Source organism: Mesorhizobium sp. YC-39 (assembly GCF_025753795.1).
GTDB lineage: Bacteria > Pseudomonadota > Alphaproteobacteria > Rhizobiales > Rhizobiaceae > Mesorhizobium.
In genome coordinates, this window is the sequence record NZ_JAOWPS010000002.1 from 160,491 (window position 1) to 177,045 (window position 16,555).

The window sequence follows — 16,555 nt, forward strand, 5'->3', positions numbered from 1 at the left end:
TTTTTGCGATGGCGCTTTGTGGAAAAGTTTAACGAATATTTTTTGATTATTTTTTTGGACGGGGCTTGGCCCCGGTGGCAGGCGCGGCCTGTCCGGTCAATTCGGCCAGTTTGGCCTCGAGTGCTTCGATGCGGGCAGCAAGGCGGGTGTTTTCTTCCCTGGCCTTCACCGCCATATCGCGGGCTGCCTCGAACTCCTCGCGCTGCACCAACTCCATGGAGTTGAGAATGCGCTCGGCCTGCCCCTTGAAGGCGGTCTCCACTTCGCGCCGCACCCCTTGCGCGGCACCCGCGGCGTCAGTCATCAGCTTGGCGAATTCATCGAGAATGCGGTTCGGTCCGGTCGACATGGCAAATCCTCGCTTGCTCGAATTGACGTAGTGGCGCACGGCGCCGAATGCAAGCATGGGCTTGCCTTGACCGTGCCAAAACCCTGCCGCATGGTCCGCGCCCGAACGCGATCGCAACCGGGAGATCCTTGTTGAGCCAACACCTTATGCTGCCGCTGGCCGCCCTGCCCTTCCCCAATATCGACCCGGTCATTGTCCAGATCGGGCCGTTGGCGGTGCATTGGTATGGCGTCGGCTACATCGTCGGCATTCTCTTCGCCTGGTGGTACGCCAAGCGGCTTGTCACCAACAAAAGCCTCTGGCCCGACGGCACCTTGCCGATGAAGCCCGAGGATCTCGACGATTTCATCGTCTGGGCCGCCATCGGCGTGGTGCTTGGCGGACGCACCGGCTACGTGCTGTTTTACGATCTGCCGCGCTACATTGCGCACCCGCTGGATATCTTTGCCGTCTGGCAGGGCGGCATGTCGTTTCATGGCGGCTTGCTCGGCGTCATCCTCGCCATGACGTTGTTCTCCTGGTCGCGCGGCATCCGCACCTGGTCGCTGTTCGACGTGGTGGCGGCCGGCGTACCGGTCGGCCTAGGCCTTGTCCGCGTCGCCAATTTCATCAATTCAGAACTCTGGGGCAGACCGACCGACGTGCCCTGGGCTGTCGAATTCCCCAATGGCGGGCCATTTTCGCGCCATCCGAGCCAGATCTACGAGGCGTTGCTCGAGGGCCTTGTGCTGTTCCTGGTCCTGCGCTTTCTCACCCATTCCAGGCTCAAGCTGAAGACGCCGCGCTTCGTCGGCGGCGCCTTCATTTGCGGCTACGGTCTCTCGCGCATCTTTGTCGAGTTCTTCCGCGAGCCCGATCAGCAGCTTGGCTATCTCCTCGGTACCAACTGGCTGACCATGGGTATGATCCTTTCCACGCCTATGGTGCTGGCAGGCATCTGGGCGATGGCGACGGCGAAACCGATGACACAGCCGCAGCCGGCATGACACGGTTGAAAACCCGCATCGCCGAGCTGATCGATGCGGTAGGTCCCATTCCCGTCAGCGAATATATGGCGCTTTGCCTGTTCGACCCTGAGGACGGCTATTACACGACACGCGAGCCGTTCGGCGCCGCCGGCGACTTCGTCACCGCGCCGGAGATCAGCCAGATGTTCGGCGAGCTGGTCGCCATCTGGCTCTACGAAGCCTGGCGGGCGACGGGCCGGCCGCTGCCGGTCACCATTGCCGAGATCGGCCCCGGCCGCGGCACGTTGATGAAGGATATGCTGCGCACCCTTTCGCGGCTCGACACGGCGCTGACCGCCGGCGCTTCATTCGCCATGATCGAGACCAGCCCGCGGCTGGCGGAAATCCAAAAACAGACGCTTGCCGGCACATCGGCCACTATTCGTTGGCATGAAACCATCGATACGCTGCCGCGAACCCCGCTGCTCATCGTCGGCAATGAATTGTTCGACGCAGTGCCCATGCGCCAGTTCGTCCGCGCCGGCACAGGCTGGCGCGAACGGATGATCGGGCTCGACGACGCGGGCGAATTGCGCTTTTTCGCCGGCGCCGGCTCGGTCGATCCAACGCTGCTGCCGGGTGATGCCGAAGAGGCCCCGCAAGGCGCGATCGCCGAGATCGCGCCGGCCCGCGCCGCCTTGATGGCGACCATCTCCGAACGAGTGGCCCGGCTTGGCGGCGCCGGCCTGTTCCTCGACTATGGCCATCTCCAGCCGGGGATCGGCGATACGTTGCAGGCCTTGCGCAAGCACGATCACGAACATGTGCTGGCCAATCCCGGCGAGGCCGATCTCACCGCCCATGTCGATTTCGCTGCCCTCGCTGCCATCGTCCGGGCGCATGGCCTTGACGCCCATCTCGCCACGCAAGGTGAATTCCTGGTGAGGATGGGGCTTCTCGAACGTGCCGGCCGGCTCGGCGCCAATGCCAATGAGGCGGCCCGTGAAAAGATCGCCAGCGACGTCGACCGCCTCGCCGGCCCGCAAGCCATGGGCGAACTCTTCAAGGCACTGGCCATCCTGCCCACCGGCATAGCAGTTCCGCCCTTTCCACCAGCGGATTGACTTTTCACTATCGCCTCTCCCACTCTCCTGACCTGCCGTTCACTTTGGATTGCCGCCCGACTTTACTGCCGCCCGATCTCACTGCCGCTTGACGAAATCGCCCGCACGGACAACAACGCCCGCATGTTGAATCAGGCCAAACCGGATCCCGTTCGGTCACCCTCGCTGGAAAAGGCGCGGGCGCAAGGCATTCGCCACGGCTATTTCACGCGCGTTGGCGGCGTCTCCGGCGGCATCTATCAGGGCCTCAACATCGGCACCGGCTCGAGCGACGACCAGACATTGGTCGCGGAGAACCGTCGCCGCGTCGCCGACTGGATGGGCGTGCCAGCCAGCCATCTCTTGACAGCCCACCAGATCCATTCACCCGACGTCGTCGTCCCCAGGGAGCCTTTTTCCGGCGAGCGGCCGAGGGCCGACGCCATTGTCACCGACCGGCCGGGCATCGCCATTGGCGCCTCGACCGCCGATTGCGGACCGGTCCTGTTCGCGGATGCCGAGGCGCGCATTATCGGCGCCGCACACGCCGGCTGGAAGGGCGCCTTCACGGGCGTTCTGGAAAATACCATTGCCGCGATGGAAGGCCTCGGCGCCCGGCGCGAGCGCATCGTTGCGGTTCTGGGCCCTTCCATCAGCCCTGACAATTACGAAGTCGGACCGGAATTCATCGCCCGCTTCATCGAGGCCGATGCCGGCAATGCCAGCTATTTCGTGCCCTCGGCGAAATCGGGACATGCAATGTTCGACCTCAATCGCTACACAGTCGATCGGCTTGCCAAGGCCGGCGTGACGGCCGAGGGGCTCGGGCGCTGCACCTACGCCGAGGAGGATCTGTTCTATTCCTACCGACGCACCACGCATCGCAAGGAACCGGATTACGGGCGGCAGATTTCGGCAATTGTTTTGGAGAAAGAGTAATGGCGTTGCATTTCGAACGGTCGGAATTTGACGCGCGGCGCGACCGGCTGATGATCGAACTCGCCGAGAAGAAGCTCGACGCCGTCCTGCTGTTCGCGCAGGAGAGCATGTATTGGCTCACCGGCTACGACACCTTCGGTTTCTGCTTCTTCCAGTGCCTGGTGGTGAAGGCCGACGGCTCGATGGTCCTGCTCACACGCTCGGCCGATCTGCGCCAGGCGCGCCACACCTCCATCATCGACAATATCGTGCTGTGGACGGACCGCGACGGCGCCAATCCGGCGATTGACCTGCGCAATCTGCTCAACGAGCTCGACCTGCTCGGTGCCCGCATCGGCGTCGAATACGACACCCACGGCCTGACCGCCTACAATGGCCGCCGCCTGGACGAGCAATTGCAGACCTTTGGCCAGATCGCCGACGCGTCCGGCATCGTCAGCCGGCTGCGCCTGTTCAAGAGCCCGGCAGAGATCGCCAAGGCGGAGAAGGCGGCAAATCTCGCCGACGACGCGCTGGACGCGGCCCTGCCGCTGATCAAGCAGGGCGGCGACGAAGCCTTGATCCTGGCCGCCATGCAGGGCGCGGTCTTCGCCGGCGGCGGTGATTATCCGGCCAACGAGTTCATCATCGGTTCCGGCACGGACGCGCTGCTTTGCCGCTACAAGGCCGGACGCCGCAAACTGACCAAGAACGACCAGTTGACGCTCGAATGGGCCGGCGTCTTCCACCACTATCATGCCCCGATGATGCGCACCGTACTGACCGGCAAGGTATCGAAGCGTCACCAGGAGCTTTTCGATGCCGCGCGCGCGGCACTTTTAGCCGTCGAAAAGGCGCTGACGCCGGGAAATAGCTTTGGCGACGTGTTCGACGCCCATGCCCGCATGCTGGAAGCCCACAACCTGACCAAGCACCGGCTGAACGCCTGCGGCTATTCGGTCGGCGCCCGCTTCACGCCGTCCTGGATGGACATGCCAATGTTCTATCAGGGCAATCCCGAACCGATCGCGCCCAACATGACGCTGTTCGCCCATATGATCATCATGGATTCGGAAACGGAGACCGCGATGACGCTTGGCCGCACCTATCTGACCACCGAATCGCAGCCGAAGCCGCTGTCTCGCCATGATCTCGACTTGATCGTGCAGTGAATCCATAATGGGGGTGGTCATCGGAGTTTCAGGCAAATGAGACGATCGCATGTGACGACCGTGTCATTGCTCGCGGCGCTTGCACTGGCCGCCTGCACCAATGCCAAGGACGTTCTCGAGCCCTCGGCCATCGCCCCGCAATCGACACAGTCCGTGGCTGGAGGCGGCACGACACCCCCGGCAACCGCCGCGCAGCCTGCCGCAACCGCACAGCCCTCGGCCACCCCCGCGCCAGCCACGGCGCCGACCGTGCCGTCCGCCAAGAGCGCCTCCGCCATCGCGAGAACCCGCCTGCAAGTGGCGCCGATCGTCGGCGCCTCGGTGGAAGCGGCGACGCCATTGACCGCGGAGCTTCAGACGCGCGCCAAGCAACGCGGCATCACGCTTGCCGGCAGCACCGACCAGACCGCCACCCATGTGCTGAAAGGCTATTTCTCGACGATGTCGGAGGGCAAGGACACCACCGTCATCTATGTCTGGGACGTCTATGACCCCTCGGGCAACCGGCTGCATCGCATCAACGGCCAGCAGAAGGCGCCCTCGGCCGATGGCGCCGAAGGTTGGGCGGCGGTCGCGCCGGCGACCATGCAGTCGATCGCCGATCAGACGATCGACCAGTTCGCCGCATGGCTTGGCGGGCAAGCGGGCTGACAGGGTGCCGGCTGACGGCATGCCAGCCTCAGTCCTGTCATGTTGCCGGCTTTCATCGCTGTAAACGTTTATTGAGATTAGCCGGCGGATTCCCGATCACGACGCTTGCAATACCGGCACGGGCCGCTAAAAGCCCGACTAAGAGGCTCAAGCCGAGTCTGTTAGGATCTCCATCCTTCGCCAGGAACGGTGCATGAAGCTCTTCGCGGGCAATTCCAACAGGGTGCTGGCCGAAGCGGTCGCCCGCTATCTCAATATTCCTCTGGGCAAGGCCAGCGTCAGACGCTTCGCCGATCAGGAAATCTTCGTCGAAATCCAGGAGAATGTGCGCGGTGAGGATGTCTTCATCCTGCAGTCCACCTCGTTCCCGACCAACGATCACCTGATGGAACTGCTCATCATGATCGATGCCTTCATGCGCTCCTCGGCCAGGCGCATCACGGCGGTCATTCCCTATTTCGGCTATGCCAGGCAGGATCGCCGCGCCTCGGGCCGCACGCCGATCTCGGCCAAGCTGGTGGCCAATATGATCACCCGGGCAGGCGTCGATCGCGTGTTGACGCTCGACCTCCATGCCGGTCAGATCCAGGGCTTTTTCGACATCCCGACCGACAATCTGTTCTCCGTGCCGGTCATGGCCCGTGACGTGAAGGCGAAATACAAGCAGCTTGGCAATGTCGTCGTCGTTTCGCCCGATATCGGCGGCGTGGTGCGGGCCCGCGCGCTGGCCAAGCGCTTCGACGCGCAACTCGCCATCGTCGACAAGCGCCGCGAACGCCCCGGCGAATCCGAAGTCATGAACATCATCGGCGCGGTTGCCGGCAAGGATTGCCTGTTGATCGACGACATCGTCGATTCGGGCGGCACGCTCTGCAACGCCGCCGATGCGCTTTTGGCCAATGGCGCCACCAGCGTCACCGCCTATATCACCCATGGTGTGTTGTCGGGCGGGGCCGTTGCCCGCATCAGTGGCTCGAAGCTGCAGGAACTGGTCATCACTGATTCCATCCAGCCGACGCAAGGCGTGCTCGACGCCCCCAACATCCGCGTCATCTCCATCGCCGACCTGATGGGCGAGGCGATCTCGCGCACGGCGACCGAGGAATCGGTGTCGAGCCTGTTCGACTAAACCCCGGAAGACAGCAATCTGGTTCCCGTGTCGGGCGTTGCCCGCCGTGCGGCATCAACGCTGTCGCGCGCGCCGCGCATATAGCCACGCGGCGAGGCCCCCAGCATGCGCTTGAACATGGTGATGAAGGCCGGCACGCTGTCGTAGCCGAGATCGAGCGCCACCCTGGTGATCGGCTCGCCATCGGCCAGTCGCGGCAATGCCGCGAACAGGCAGGCCTGCTGGCGCCAGGTCGACAGCGACAGCCCGGTCTGGCGTTGGAACGCACGGGTGAACGAGCGCCGGCTCATGCCGACAGCGTCGGCCCATTCGTCGATCGTCGCATGTGGCGAAGGCGCCGCAACGAAGCGCCGGCATAGCGCCGCAAGCCTTGGATCCGAAGGAAAAGGCAGGCCGAGCGGCCGTTCCGGCAGGTTCGGGATTTCATGCAGCAGAAGATTCATGATCAGCCCGCCGCGCCCCTCCAGCTCCGCGCCCTGCGGCAGCTTTTCCGATTCCACGATCAGGCTGTGCATCAGGTCGGTGATGCCGACCACGCGCAAGCCGTCCGGCAGCCCGGAAATGGCATCAGGCATGACATAGACCGAGCGCATGCTGACATCGCCCAGCATCTCGACGGAATGCTCGGTGCCGGCGGGGATCCACATGGCGTGATCGGGCGGCACCATCCAGCGCCCGTGCCGTGTGCTCACCAGCACGACGCCGACAAGTGCATGCAGCAACTGGCTGCGGCTATGGCGGTGTTGCGGCACGTGGTAGCCGTCCGGATATTCGGTCGGCAGGGCCACCGCCGGCCCGACGGCCTCTTCCAGCCACTGCCAGCGGCTCTGGTGCAGACGCCCTAATTCGGCGGCATCACCTCTGAAAATTTCCCTGCCATGTGGCATTGGATGTGGCCCACTTGCGAAACTATTGGACCAAACCACGAAAGAAGTCGCTTGGCAACCGTCCTATAAGGCTGCCTGCGGTTCGCCGCCAGAAAGACCTCGGAGCATTGCCTTGACCGACACCACAGCCACCACCGTCGCCACGCCAGCGACGGCCAGCCACAGCTCGGCGCAAGCGACGGCCTTCACCGTCATCCTTGCAGTGAGCTTCTGCCACTGCGTCAACGATATCATGCAGTCGCTGCTGTCGGCCATCTATCCGCTGCTTAAGGACAATTACGGCCTCGATTTCTGGCAGATCGGCCTGTTGACCTTCACCTTCCAGGTGACGGCCTCGCTGCTGCAGCCGGTCATCGGCGCAATCACCGACAAGCGGCCGATGCCCTATTCGCTGCCCTACGGCATGGCGTCCTCGCTGATCGGCCTGATCGTACTCGCCCATGCCGGGCACTATTGGCTGCTGTTGGTCGGCGCATCGCTGATCGGCATCGGTTCGGCCATCTTCCACCCGGAATCCTCGCGCATCGCCCGCTTCGCCTCGGGCGGACGCTTCGGCCTGGCACAGTCGCTGTTTCAGGTCGGCGGCAATTTCGGCCAGGCCATGGGACCGCTGCTCGCGGCCTTCATCGTCGTACCCTTCGGCCAGACCAGCATATCCTGGTTCGCAGTTGGCTCGCTGATCGGCATCGTCGTCCTCTGGCAGGTGGGCGGCTGGTACAGCCGCCTGCGCGCTTCGCTCGCCAACCGCAAGGCAGCAAGCTTCGTCTCGCCCTTCCCGCGCCGCAAAGTCATGTGGGCATTGGCGGTGCTGACCCTGCTGGTGCTGACCAAGAACGCCTACATCGCCAGCCTCTCCAGCTACTACACCTTCTACGCCATCCATAAGTTCGGCGTGTCGGTGCAGATGAGCCAAGTCATGCTGTTCCTGTTCCTCGGCGCGTCGGCGCTGGGCATCTTGATCGGCGGCCCGTTCGGCGACCGCTACGGACAGAAGGCGATGATCTGGTTCTCGATCGTCGGCGTTCTGCCCTTCACACTGGCCCTGCCCTACGCCAATTTCGAATGGACGATGGTGCTGACGGTGCTGATCGGCCTGATCCTGTCCTCGGCCTTCTCCAACATCGTCGTCTTCGCGCAGGAACTGGTGCCCGGACGCGTCGGCATGATCGCCGGCATCTTCTTCGGCTTCGCCTTCGGCATGGGCGGCATCGCCGCCGCGGTGCTCGGCGTCGTCGCCGACATGAAGGGCATCGATTTCGTCTTCCAAATCTGCTCGTATCTGCCGCTGCTTGGCCTGCTGACTGTCTTCCTGCCCAACATGAAGGAAGCCAGGAAGGCGCAGGTAGCGGCCAGCTAAAACCATCGATCTTCAGGACTAGAATAAGGGCGTGGCAGTTGCCATGCCCTTATTGATTCTTTCCCCATGCGCCAGGTGAAAAGCCTGTTAGTGTTCGAAACGCGTGCGCGGAGCGACGCTGCCGCAGATACTCAACGCCTTTGGAGAATGATATGCGCAAGATCGTGTTGGCCGTGTTGGGTGTGCTTCTTGTTACCTTGCCGGCTACGGCACGCATCGTTCCTTTTCCCCCGGGATTCAAAACGCAGTCCGTCGAAACCAACGGCACCAAACTCTATGTGCGCGTCGGCGGAAAGGGTCCAGCCATCGTGCTGCTGCACGGCTTTGCCGATACCGGAGACATGTGGGGCGCGGCGGCGGTGGCACTTGCGAAGGACCACACCGTCATCGTGCCGGATCTGCGCGGCATGGGTCTGTCTGCCCACCCGGAAGCGGGCTACACCAAGAAGAACCAGGCCGTCGACATCGCCGGCGTGTTGGATGCCCTGAAGATCGACAAGGCCGACCTGGTCACGCACGACATCGGCAACATGGTCGGCTATGCGCTTGCCGCGCAATATCCCAAGCGCATCACCAAATGGGTCATCATCGATGCGCCGCTGCCCGGCATCGGCGACTGGGAAAAGATAAAGCAAAGCCCGCTGCTTTGGCATTTCAACTTCCGCGGCCCGGATATGGAGCGGCTGGTCGCGGGGCGCGAACGTATCTATCTCGACCGCTTCTACAACGAACTGTCGGCCGACCCCAAGAAGATCGACGAGGCAACGCGCAAGCACTACGCCAAACTCTATGCCCGCCCGCATGCCATGCATGACGCTTTCGAGCAGTTCAAGGCCTTTGACCAGGACGCGATCGACAACCAGGCGATGCTCGCCGCCGGCGGCAAACTGACTATGCCGGTGCTGGCTGTTGGCGGCGAAAAATCCGCCGGCACCACGCAGGCCGATATCCTGCGGCTTGTTGCGACCGACGTCTCGGGCGGCATCGTGCCCGACTCCGGTCACTGGATCATGGAGGAAAACCCCGACGCCACCGTCAAGCTGATCACGGGTTTTCTCTTCAAATAGGCCCCACGGACATTTCGATGAAAGCACAAGCCACCCGCCTGACGGCGGGTGCCTTGCCTATTCCAAGTTGACAGTATTAGGCCTTGATGAAGGCCAGGAGGTCGGCGTTGATGACGTCGGCGTGGGTAGTGGCCATGCCATGCGGGAAGCCCTTGTAGACCTTGAGCTCGCCCTTCTTGAGCAGCTTGACCGACAGCAGCGCCGAGTCCGCGATCGGAACGATCTGGTCGTCGTCGCCATGCATGACCAGCACCGGCACGTCGATGGCCTTCAGATCGTCGGTGAAGTCGGTTTCCGAGAACGCCTTGATGCAATCATAATGCGCCTTGGTGCCGCCCATCATGCCCTGGCGCCACCAATTTTCGACCACAGCCTGCGAGACTTGGGCGCCGGGACGGTTGAAGCCGTAGAACGGGCCGGCCGCAACATCGTGGAAGAACTGGGCGCGGTTGGCGGCCTGGGCGGAGCGGAAACCGTCGAAGACCTCGATCGGCAGGCCGCCGGGATTGGCCGGCGTCTTCAGCATGATCGGCGGCACAGCGCCAATCAGGACAGCCTTGGCGACACGGCCGCCCGAGCCGTACTTCGCGACATAGCGCGCCACTTCGCCGCCACCGGTGGAATGGCCGACATGGATGGCGCCCTTGAGGTCGAGATGCGCCACAAGTTCGGCGACATCGGCGGCATAAGTGTCCATCTCGTTGCCGGTATCGGTCTGGGTCGAGCGGCCATGGCCGCGCCGGTCATGGGCAATGACGCGGTACCCCTTCGACAGGAAGAACAGCATCTGGGCGTCCCAGTCGTCGCTGCTCAGCGGCCAGCCGTGGTGGAAGACGATGGGCTGGCCGGTCCCCCAATCCTTGTAGAAAATCTCGGTGCCGTCCTTGGTGGTGATCGTGCTGCTGCCGGGCTTGGTCATCTCAATCTCCATTTATTGTCTTTCGCGATAATCAATATCGCGATAACGATATGACTAGCGCAGATCGAAACCCTTGTCTACAGAAAATATGTATCGCGATATCATTTTTCGTGGTACATATCGAAAACGCTCAGTCGGCAAAGGAATGTGTCGTGCCTCTCCCGTTGGACAATCAGCTCTGTTTCACGCTTTACGCCACCAGCATGGCGATCAATCGCACCTACAAGCCGATGCTGGACGAGATGGGGATCACCTATCCGCAGTATCTCGTGCTGAACGCGCTGGGAGAGGCCGACGGCATGTCGGTTGGCAGCATCGCGCACAGGCTTGCGCTGGAATCGAGCACCGTCACGCCGCTGGTGAAGCGCATGGAACAGGCAGGGCTCGTCACCCGCCAGCGCAGCCAGACCGACGAGCGCCAGGTACAGGTTGATCTGACCGCCGCCGGGCGCGCACTGCTCATCCAGTGCAACTGTCTGAACGAAACCCTGATCGAGCGCTCAGGCATGACGCTGGCCCAGATTGATGCCCTGAACCGGCAGGTCCAGGCGCTGCGCAATGCCTTGAGTGGTGACCTATAGCCAGCCCGCCATATGCCCGCCTGGGCTCATCACTGGCTGATCGCAATCAGCACCGAGCCGGATTCCACCTTTGCCGGATAGGTCCTGAGATTCACACAGGGTGGCAGTCGCTTTGCCGCGCCGGTGCGGTAGTCGAAGGCGCCCGCATGCTTGGGGCATTCGATCTCATAATCCATGACCAGCCCGTCGGCGAGATGGACGGCTTCGTGCGTGCACAGCCCATCGGTGCAAAAGACCTCGTCGTTTGGCGAGCGGAAGACAGCGTAGGTTCGGCCTTCATGGTCGAAGCGGCGGGCGCCTTCCTGTTCGATGTCGTCGAGGTTGCACGCCCTGATCCAACTGGACATTTTTTCTCCTTGGCGATGGCCCGCGCGAATCCGCCGGGGGCGGCCGTCGCGACCGTCCCGGGAGGCCTTGCCTCGAGCTAGTTCTTGTTGAGGTAGTCGTTCATGTTCGCTGGCGTGACCAGTTCGAACGGGACGTAGACAACGCGATCGACCTTCTCGCTCTTGGCCAGTGCGAGTGCGGCGTCGACGCCGCCGCCGCCTTGCGCCTTGGCATTCTGGAACACGGTCACCGCGAGATCGCCCGCCTTCATCGACTGCAGGCCGTCCTGGGTGGCATCGATGCCACCAACCACGACGCTCTTCATGTCGACGCCGTTTGCCTTGAGCGCCAGGATCACGCCGATGGCGGATTCGTCATTGTTGGCGATGACCGCGTCTGGCGCCGGCCCGGCCGTCAGCCAGTTCGTCATCAGGTTCTGCGCATTGTCGCGCGACCACTCGGACGACTGCTTGTCCGCAATCTTGATGAAATTGCACATGTCGGTGCCGAAGATCTGCTCGACGTCCTTCGTCCGCTGCAACGCTGCCTGGTGAACCAGGCTGCCCATCACGACATAGGCCGTGGCGCCGCCCGACTTGCCCCTGGCGCGCAGCATCTTGCACACTTCAAAGGCCTCGAGGGTTCCGGACTCGGCCTCGTTGGAACCGACATAGACCTGTTTGTCAGGAAGATTGGCCATGTCGTTGGGCTCGAGATTGACAAAGACGAGCGGGATGCCGGCTTTCGCCGCCTCGTCGCTCAGGGTCTTGGACGCATTGGTATCGACCGGGGTGACGACGATGGCGTCGACCCCGCTGGCGATGAAATTCTTCACTTGGTCAAGCTGCTTGGCGACGTCGTTCTGCGCGTCCTCGACCTGAATGCCGACGCCCTTTTCCTTGGCGCGGTCCTGCATGCCATGCATCAGCAGCGTCTGGAAATTATTGTCGAAATTGACAATGCTGACACCGATCTTTTCGGCCATTGCGCCGGTCGACATCATAGTTGCCAACGCCGCTGAAAACAGAAGACTTTTCATGGATTTCCTCCCTCTGGATTGGAGTGCCGGCTCACTCCTCTTTGTTGACCGGCCCTTTCGGGATGGCTGAGTGAGACGGCCGCGGCCGTCTCGCTTTGCCGTCTGTTCGGGCTGTCATTTGACCGTAGCGTTGGCGCGCGTCTTCTTCATCTCGTAGCGAGCCTGCATGCGAGCTTCGCCTTCCTTACTGCCGTCATGGAAAGTGCCGAACCACCGGTCGAACGGAATGAGGCCGTCGCCATAATTCACCTCGAAATATTTGTGGTGGAGGTAGTGGATGTAGGCGTGGCTATCGACGGCGGTGTCCTCGCCGAGCTCGACCTTGTCGAAGCCGACATGGCCGGGGATGGCGCCAAAGCCGGCGAAGTGGAGCTGGTAGAGAGCAATCAAGGGATTGGACGGAATGACCAGATGCCAAAACGCCACGCCGAGATAGCCGAACTGTTCGACCGGATGCATCGACAGCGACGACCAGGGCGACGGGTTCACCGAATTGTGGTGGACCGAATGCACCCATTTGTAGAGCGGCGCCCAGTGGATGGCCCTGTGCAGCAGGAAGAAATGGGTCTCGTGGATTATCGGCACCGCCAGCGCCAGGCAGAAGAGATAGATCGGGTGCTCCGCAAAAGTCAGCCACGGCACATAGCCATTGGCATAGGCATAGAGGATCGCGATCTCGATCGCCGTCCAGATCGGCATGCCGGTACCGAAGGTGCGCAGCATGTTGTCGAGGTTCTGGCTTTTGAAGAAGAACGCCTTGCTCTTCTGCTCGGACGGCCATTTGCCGTTGTATTTGAAGCGGCTGCCCTGGGCTCTCAAAATGTAGAGTCTGAGCTCGAAGGCGCCGAAGAACAGAAGAAGTGCGGCGCAGTTGACGAGAAACAGCCTGGCGATCCAGCCCCACGAGAGAGTCTTCATCACCTCAACGTCGGGCAGCACGAAATGCCACCAGACCACCGCCGAAATCGCGAACAGCAGATTGTATGGCAAGAAGTAATGCGGCAGCCATTTCAGCAGTGCTAGCGGGCGCGGCGGGAAGGTGAATAGCGGCGCGGTGCCGGCCGGCTCGTCCGGCGTCCAGTCGCCGCGCTTGTTGCGCTTGCCGTACTTCAGGTCGTCCATATCGATCTCACAAGGCCTGAGAGAGGGTCAGGAAGCGGTCATAGGCGGCATCGTCCATGTCCACCTGGTGCTTCGCTTCAGGGTAGCTGCCCGCAGCCACGTCGCGGCCAAAGGCGCGGAAGGCGGCGATGCGCTTTTCCTGCAGCTCGGCTTCCAGCGTGACGAAGTCGGCATAGCGCCTGGCGTGGCGGGGGTAGTGGCCGGTGTGGGTGCCCAGCACGTCGCTGGAAAACAGGTACTGCGTGTCGCAGGCAGCGCCGCAACCCATGCCCATGGTGATCAGCGGTGTCGCGCGGGTGATGTGCTCGGCAAACCTGACCGGCACCACCTCGACCTCGATGCAGGCAGCGCCGGCATTTTCGAGGTCCTTGGCGGCGCGCAAGACCTTGAGGGCCTCCTCGGCGGTCCTGCCCACGGCGCGAAAATTCGTCCAGGTGGCGCGGTTCGGCACCAGGCCAACATGACCGGTCACGGGAATGCCTTCCGCCGCCATCGCCTCGATGAAGCGCGGCGAATGCGATGAATAGACCGCATCGGCGCCGCGCTTCATCATTGCGAAGCCGAGCCGCACCGCCTCATCGGGCGAGGCGACCGCGCCATGCGGCATGCCGACGGAGAGGAAAGCGAAGGGTGCTGCCTGGCGGATGGCTTCCAGATTGTGATCGGGCTCGCAGGACAGGATGGTGATGTCGCAGGCCACCGCCGCGGCCGCCTCGACCGGCGTGTCGACATGCAGCTGCAGCCATTTGCGGCTGCCCTTGGCGCTGCTCAGATCATAGGCCGTCAGCCGTCTGGTCACCAGTCATCCTCCCGTTTTGCGATAGGGGATAACATCCCAGCCGGCGGACAGCCGCTTGTTCCTTGATCAAATCAGATCAAAGGTTCTCAGCGGTGAAGGTGACAAAACGGATCGGCGGATTTTCGACCGGCAGGTCGTGCAGGTTGAGCGTGGCCAACACGAGATCCATGGCGCGCCTCGCCTGCGCTTCGGGCGTCTGGTCGAGCACGACATCCATTGTGCCCTGGCGCAAGGCGGCGGCGCTGCGCTCAGTGAGCTCATGGCCGACAAAGAAGATGTCGCGACCACGCGGATGACGCTTCAGCACGTCGTTGAGCGCTGCATTGGCACCGCCGGCATTGTAGAGGCCGGCAAGGTCCGGCCAACGCGTCAGCGCCTCGACCAACTGCCCGGCATTGCGGTCGCCCTCGTCATGGCCAAACAGGGCTGCGACCGGTTCGAAATCTCCGGCGCCGGACTGCATCAGATAGTCGAAGAAGCCGCGCACCCGGTCGCGGTGCACACGGTAGATCTGGCTATGGCAGATCGCGACCACCTTGCCCGGCCGCCTTTGCATGCGCGACGTCAACAGGCCGGCCATGCGCCCGGCCGCGTAATTGTCGATGCCAACATAGGCGCCGCTGGTGCCGGAGATCTGTGTGACGATCTGCACCGTCGGGATCTTCTGCGCCTCCAAACGCCTGAGCGCCGCGCCGACCAGCGGATGGTCAGGCACGGCGAGGATCAAGGCCGCGCGACGCATCTCGGGCTCAAGGACCCGCTGCGCGATGGCCGCCGGGTTGGCTTCATCGAGAAACGTCCGGTGGACCGCGATCGTACGGTCCAATGTGGCCGCGATGCGCTCGAACGCGCGCGACAGGCGGGCAAAGAAAGTGGCGTCGGGGCGCACCAGGATGACCTCAATACGGATCACGCCGCGATGGGCCTCCGGCAAGCGGCGCGGATAGTCGAGCGAGCGCGCGGCAGCGACGACCTTCTCGACGGTAGCAGGCCGAACCCCGCCCCTGCCGTTCAGCACGCGCTCGACCGTAGCCGTGCCGACCCCGGCACGGCGGGCAATCTCAAGGAAGGTGGGCTTCGGAATCTTGGTTCCCCACTGTCACGACGCCGAAGCCTAGCCACTCGCATGCGCCTTTCCAAGGTGGATGCCTTCGTCCCGAAGAATCCCACCTGGTCCTTGGATCGGATGCAACGGCTGTCGGCAGTCGATTGCACCCGGACTCCTGTATTGCACCCGGGCTCCTGTAATGAGAGTCTCGACTCTGGCTTCCGGGAAGGCACTCAGTGTGCCCTTGCCTGCCATGACTTGCACCCTTTCCCGCCTTCGGCTATAGAGCCGCCACCCGCGTAGACACCCTTGGAGGCAACGCGGCGGAAGGCTGCCTTCCCTTGTGATCCCGAACAAAGCTCCGCTTGCTTATGCGGCTGCCGGCTTTCGGACATCCAGGTCTGGCGGCTTTCGACGTTTACGGCCCAGCCACGCTGACCGTGAGCGCTCCAGAACAACGCGAAAGGAAATGCCATGAGCCACGATACTTACGAGCTCAAGGCCGAAGCGCGCGAACAGGTCGGTAAGGGGTCCGCCCGTGCAGTTCGCCGCAACGGTAAAGTGCCTGCAGTGATTTACGGCGACAAGCAGCCTCCCCTGGCGATTGCGCTGACTTACAAGGACATCTACTACAAGATCCATGGCGGCGGGTTCCTGACCACGATCGCCACGATTGATGTCGACGGCAAGAAGATCCAGGTCCTGCCCAAGGACTTCCAGCTTGACCCGGTCAAGGATTTCCCGGTTCATGTCGACTTCCTGCGCATCGGCAAGGACACCGAGGTCAATGTCGACGTGCCTGTCCACTTCATCAATGAGGACAAGTCGCCCGGCATCAAGCGCGGCGGCGTGCTCAACATCGTGCGGCACGAAGTCGAGTTCCACTGCCCGGCCAATGCGATCCCGGAATTCATCACCGTGGATCTCACCGGCGCCGATATCGGCGATTCGATCCACATCTCGGCGGTTACGCTGCCGGCCGGTGTCAAGCCGGTCATCTCCGACCGCGACTTCACCATCGCGACCATTGCCGGCTCGTCGGCGATGAAGCCGGAGACCGAAGAGACGGTCGAAGCGGCTGCACCCGAAGCGGCTGCGCCTGCCGCCGAAGAGAAGTAAATTCTTCCCGCCCGGAGGTGA

Annotated in this window: 18 protein-coding genes; 10 read left to right on the top strand and 8 right to left on the bottom strand. The window is 62.7% G+C overall.

Annotation, left to right across the window (positions count from 1 at the left end):
- Window positions 1–46 precede the first annotated feature (46 nt).
- On the bottom strand, window positions 47–349 hold the full coding sequence (locus tag OHD62_RS10250; protein WP_263783840.1) for an accessory factor UbiK family protein: 303 nt from the start codon (window positions 347–349) through the stop codon (window positions 47–49).
- A 146-nt stretch (window positions 350–495) separates the two neighbouring features.
- On the opposite strand from OHD62_RS10250, the gene lgt reads away from it, so the two are divergent.
- The 6 genes from lgt to OHD62_RS10280 all read left to right on the top strand — a co-directional run bounded on the left by lgt (window position 496) and on the right by OHD62_RS10280 (window position 6,269).
- On the top strand, window positions 496–1,335 hold the full coding sequence (lgt, locus tag OHD62_RS10255; RefSeq protein WP_412177379.1) for a prolipoprotein diacylglyceryl transferase: 840 nt from the start codon (window positions 496–498) through the stop codon (window positions 1,333–1,335).
- A complete protein-coding gene (locus tag OHD62_RS10260) occupies window positions 1,332–2,420 on the top strand; it encodes a class I SAM-dependent methyltransferase (protein ID WP_263782519.1) in 1,089 nt (362 codons plus the stop codon). Before lgt ends, OHD62_RS10260 begins: the two co-directional genes overlap by 4 nt.
- 123 nt (window positions 2,421–2,543) lie before the next feature.
- Entirely contained in the window at window positions 2,544–3,338 is a 795-nt protein-coding gene (gene pgeF / locus OHD62_RS10265) for a peptidoglycan editing factor PgeF (protein ID WP_263782520.1), read from the top strand.
- Window positions 3,338–4,489, top strand: a complete 1,152-nt coding sequence (locus OHD62_RS10270; protein ID WP_263782521.1) for a M24 family metallopeptidase — start codon at window positions 3,338–3,340, stop codon at window positions 4,487–4,489. The genes pgeF and OHD62_RS10270 overlap by 1 nt, the downstream gene beginning before the upstream one ends.
- Before the next feature lie 36 nt (window positions 4,490–4,525).
- Window positions 4,526–5,140: a hypothetical protein gene (locus OHD62_RS10275; protein ID WP_263782522.1), complete on the top strand. Its 615-nt coding sequence runs from the start codon at window positions 4,526–4,528 to the stop codon at window positions 5,138–5,140.
- A gap of 193 nt (window positions 5,141–5,333) precedes the next feature.
- The gene (locus OHD62_RS10280) at window positions 5,334–6,269 is read left to right on the top strand and encodes a ribose-phosphate pyrophosphokinase (RefSeq protein WP_097572321.1); all 936 of its coding nucleotides are present in this window, start codon (window positions 5,334–5,336) and stop codon (window positions 6,267–6,269) included.
- Here OHD62_RS10280 and OHD62_RS10285 read toward each other — a convergent pair.
- On the bottom strand, window positions 6,266–7,156 hold the full coding sequence (locus OHD62_RS10285) for an AraC family transcriptional regulator (RefSeq protein WP_263782523.1): 891 nt from the start codon (window positions 7,154–7,156) through the stop codon (window positions 6,266–6,268). The two genes, OHD62_RS10280 and OHD62_RS10285, sit on opposite strands and share 4 nt — an antisense overlap.
- Window positions 7,157–7,268: 112 nt before the next feature.
- Between OHD62_RS10285 and OHD62_RS10290 the strand changes: the two genes are divergently transcribed.
- On the top strand, window positions 7,269–8,513 hold the full coding sequence (locus OHD62_RS10290) for an MFS transporter (protein ID WP_263782524.1): 1,245 nt from the start codon (window positions 7,269–7,271) through the stop codon (window positions 8,511–8,513).
- 152 nt (window positions 8,514–8,665) lie between these two features.
- Window positions 8,666–9,580, top strand: a complete 915-nt coding sequence (locus tag OHD62_RS10295) for an alpha/beta fold hydrolase (protein WP_263782526.1) — start codon at window positions 8,666–8,668, stop codon at window positions 9,578–9,580.
- A gap of 76 nt (window positions 9,581–9,656) precedes the next feature.
- Here the strand turns inward: OHD62_RS10295 and OHD62_RS10300 are convergent, their stop codons facing one another.
- Window positions 9,657–10,499, bottom strand: a complete 843-nt coding sequence (locus tag OHD62_RS10300) for an alpha/beta fold hydrolase (RefSeq protein WP_263782527.1) — start codon at window positions 10,497–10,499, stop codon at window positions 9,657–9,659.
- A gap of 152 nt (window positions 10,500–10,651) precedes the next feature.
- Between OHD62_RS10300 and OHD62_RS10305 the strand changes: the two genes are divergently transcribed.
- Window positions 10,652–11,080 (top strand): MarR family winged helix-turn-helix transcriptional regulator, encoded by a 429-nt coding sequence (locus OHD62_RS10305; RefSeq protein ID WP_263782528.1) that lies wholly within the window; start codon window positions 10,652–10,654, stop codon window positions 11,078–11,080.
- A gap of 29 nt (window positions 11,081–11,109) precedes the next feature.
- Here OHD62_RS10305 and OHD62_RS10310 read toward each other — a convergent pair whose 3' ends face one another.
- The 5 genes from OHD62_RS10310 to OHD62_RS10330 form a co-directional block, all read right to left on the bottom strand.
- The gene (locus OHD62_RS10310) at window positions 11,110–11,427 is read right to left on the bottom strand and encodes a MocE family 2Fe-2S type ferredoxin (RefSeq protein WP_263782529.1); all 318 of its coding nucleotides are present in this window, start codon (window positions 11,425–11,427) and stop codon (window positions 11,110–11,112) included.
- A gap of 77 nt (window positions 11,428–11,504) precedes the next feature.
- On the bottom strand, window positions 11,505–12,446 hold the full coding sequence (locus tag OHD62_RS10315) for a substrate-binding domain-containing protein (protein WP_263782531.1): 942 nt from the start codon (window positions 12,444–12,446) through the stop codon (window positions 11,505–11,507).
- A 114-nt stretch (window positions 12,447–12,560) separates the two neighbouring features.
- Complete coding sequence (locus OHD62_RS10320) at window positions 12,561–13,568, bottom strand: sterol desaturase family protein (protein ID WP_263782532.1); 1,008 nt, start codon at window positions 13,566–13,568, stop codon at window positions 12,561–12,563.
- A 7-nt stretch (window positions 13,569–13,575) separates the two neighbouring features.
- Window positions 13,576–14,367, bottom strand: a complete 792-nt coding sequence (locus OHD62_RS10325) for a 3-methyl-2-oxobutanoate hydroxymethyltransferase (RefSeq protein ID WP_263782533.1) — start codon at window positions 14,365–14,367, stop codon at window positions 13,576–13,578.
- Between the two features lie 76 nt (window positions 14,368–14,443).
- Window positions 14,444–15,451, bottom strand: coding sequence for a LacI family DNA-binding transcriptional regulator (locus tag OHD62_RS10330; RefSeq protein WP_263783841.1), 1,008 nt, complete (start codon window positions 15,449–15,451; stop codon window positions 14,444–14,446).
- A 438-nt stretch (window positions 15,452–15,889) separates the two neighbouring features.
- Between OHD62_RS10330 and OHD62_RS10335 the strand changes: the two genes are divergently transcribed.
- Window positions 15,890–16,534 (top strand): 50S ribosomal protein L25/general stress protein Ctc, encoded by a 645-nt coding sequence (locus OHD62_RS10335; protein ID WP_263782535.1) that lies wholly within the window; start codon window positions 15,890–15,892, stop codon window positions 16,532–16,534.
- The last annotated feature ends 21 nt before the right edge of the window (window positions 16,535–16,555 follow it).

Coding starts and splice junctions, on each gene's coding strand:
- OHD62_RS10285 (WP_263782523.1), bottom strand. CDS start 7,156: ATGCCACATGGCAGGGAAATTTTCAGAGGTGATGCCGCCGAATTAGGG.
- OHD62_RS10295 (WP_263782526.1), top strand. CDS start 8,666: ATGCGCAAGATCGTGTTGGCCGTGTTGGGTGTGCTTCTTGTTACCTTG.
- pgeF (WP_263782520.1), top strand. CDS start 2,544: ATGTTGAATCAGGCCAAACCGGATCCCGTTCGGTCACCCTCGCTGGAA.
- OHD62_RS10275 (WP_263782522.1), top strand. CDS start 4,526: ATGAGACGATCGCATGTGACGACCGTGTCATTGCTCGCGGCGCTTGCA.
- OHD62_RS10320 (WP_263782532.1), bottom strand. CDS start 13,568: ATGGACGACCTGAAGTACGGCAAGCGCAACAAGCGCGGCGACTGGACG.
- OHD62_RS10260 (WP_263782519.1), top strand. CDS start 1,332: ATGACACGGTTGAAAACCCGCATCGCCGAGCTGATCGATGCGGTAGGT.
- OHD62_RS10315 (WP_263782531.1), bottom strand. CDS start 12,446: ATGAAAAGTCTTCTGTTTTCAGCGGCGTTGGCAACTATGATGTCGACC.
- OHD62_RS10335 (WP_263782535.1), top strand. CDS start 15,890: ATGAGCCACGATACTTACGAGCTCAAGGCCGAAGCGCGCGAACAGGTC.
- OHD62_RS10270 (WP_263782521.1), top strand. CDS start 3,338: ATGGCGTTGCATTTCGAACGGTCGGAATTTGACGCGCGGCGCGACCGG.
- OHD62_RS10250 (WP_263783840.1), bottom strand. CDS start 349: ATGTCGACCGGACCGAACCGCATTCTCGATGAATTCGCCAAGCTGATG.
- OHD62_RS10310 (WP_263782529.1), bottom strand. CDS start 11,427: ATGTCCAGTTGGATCAGGGCGTGCAACCTCGACGACATCGAACAGGAA.
- lgt (WP_412177379.1), top strand. CDS start 496: ATGCTGCCGCTGGCCGCCCTGCCCTTCCCCAATATCGACCCGGTCATT.
- OHD62_RS10300 (WP_263782527.1), bottom strand. CDS start 10,499: ATGACCAAGCCCGGCAGCAGCACGATCACCACCAAGGACGGCACCGAG.
- OHD62_RS10280 (WP_097572321.1), top strand. CDS start 5,334: ATGAAGCTCTTCGCGGGCAATTCCAACAGGGTGCTGGCCGAAGCGGTC.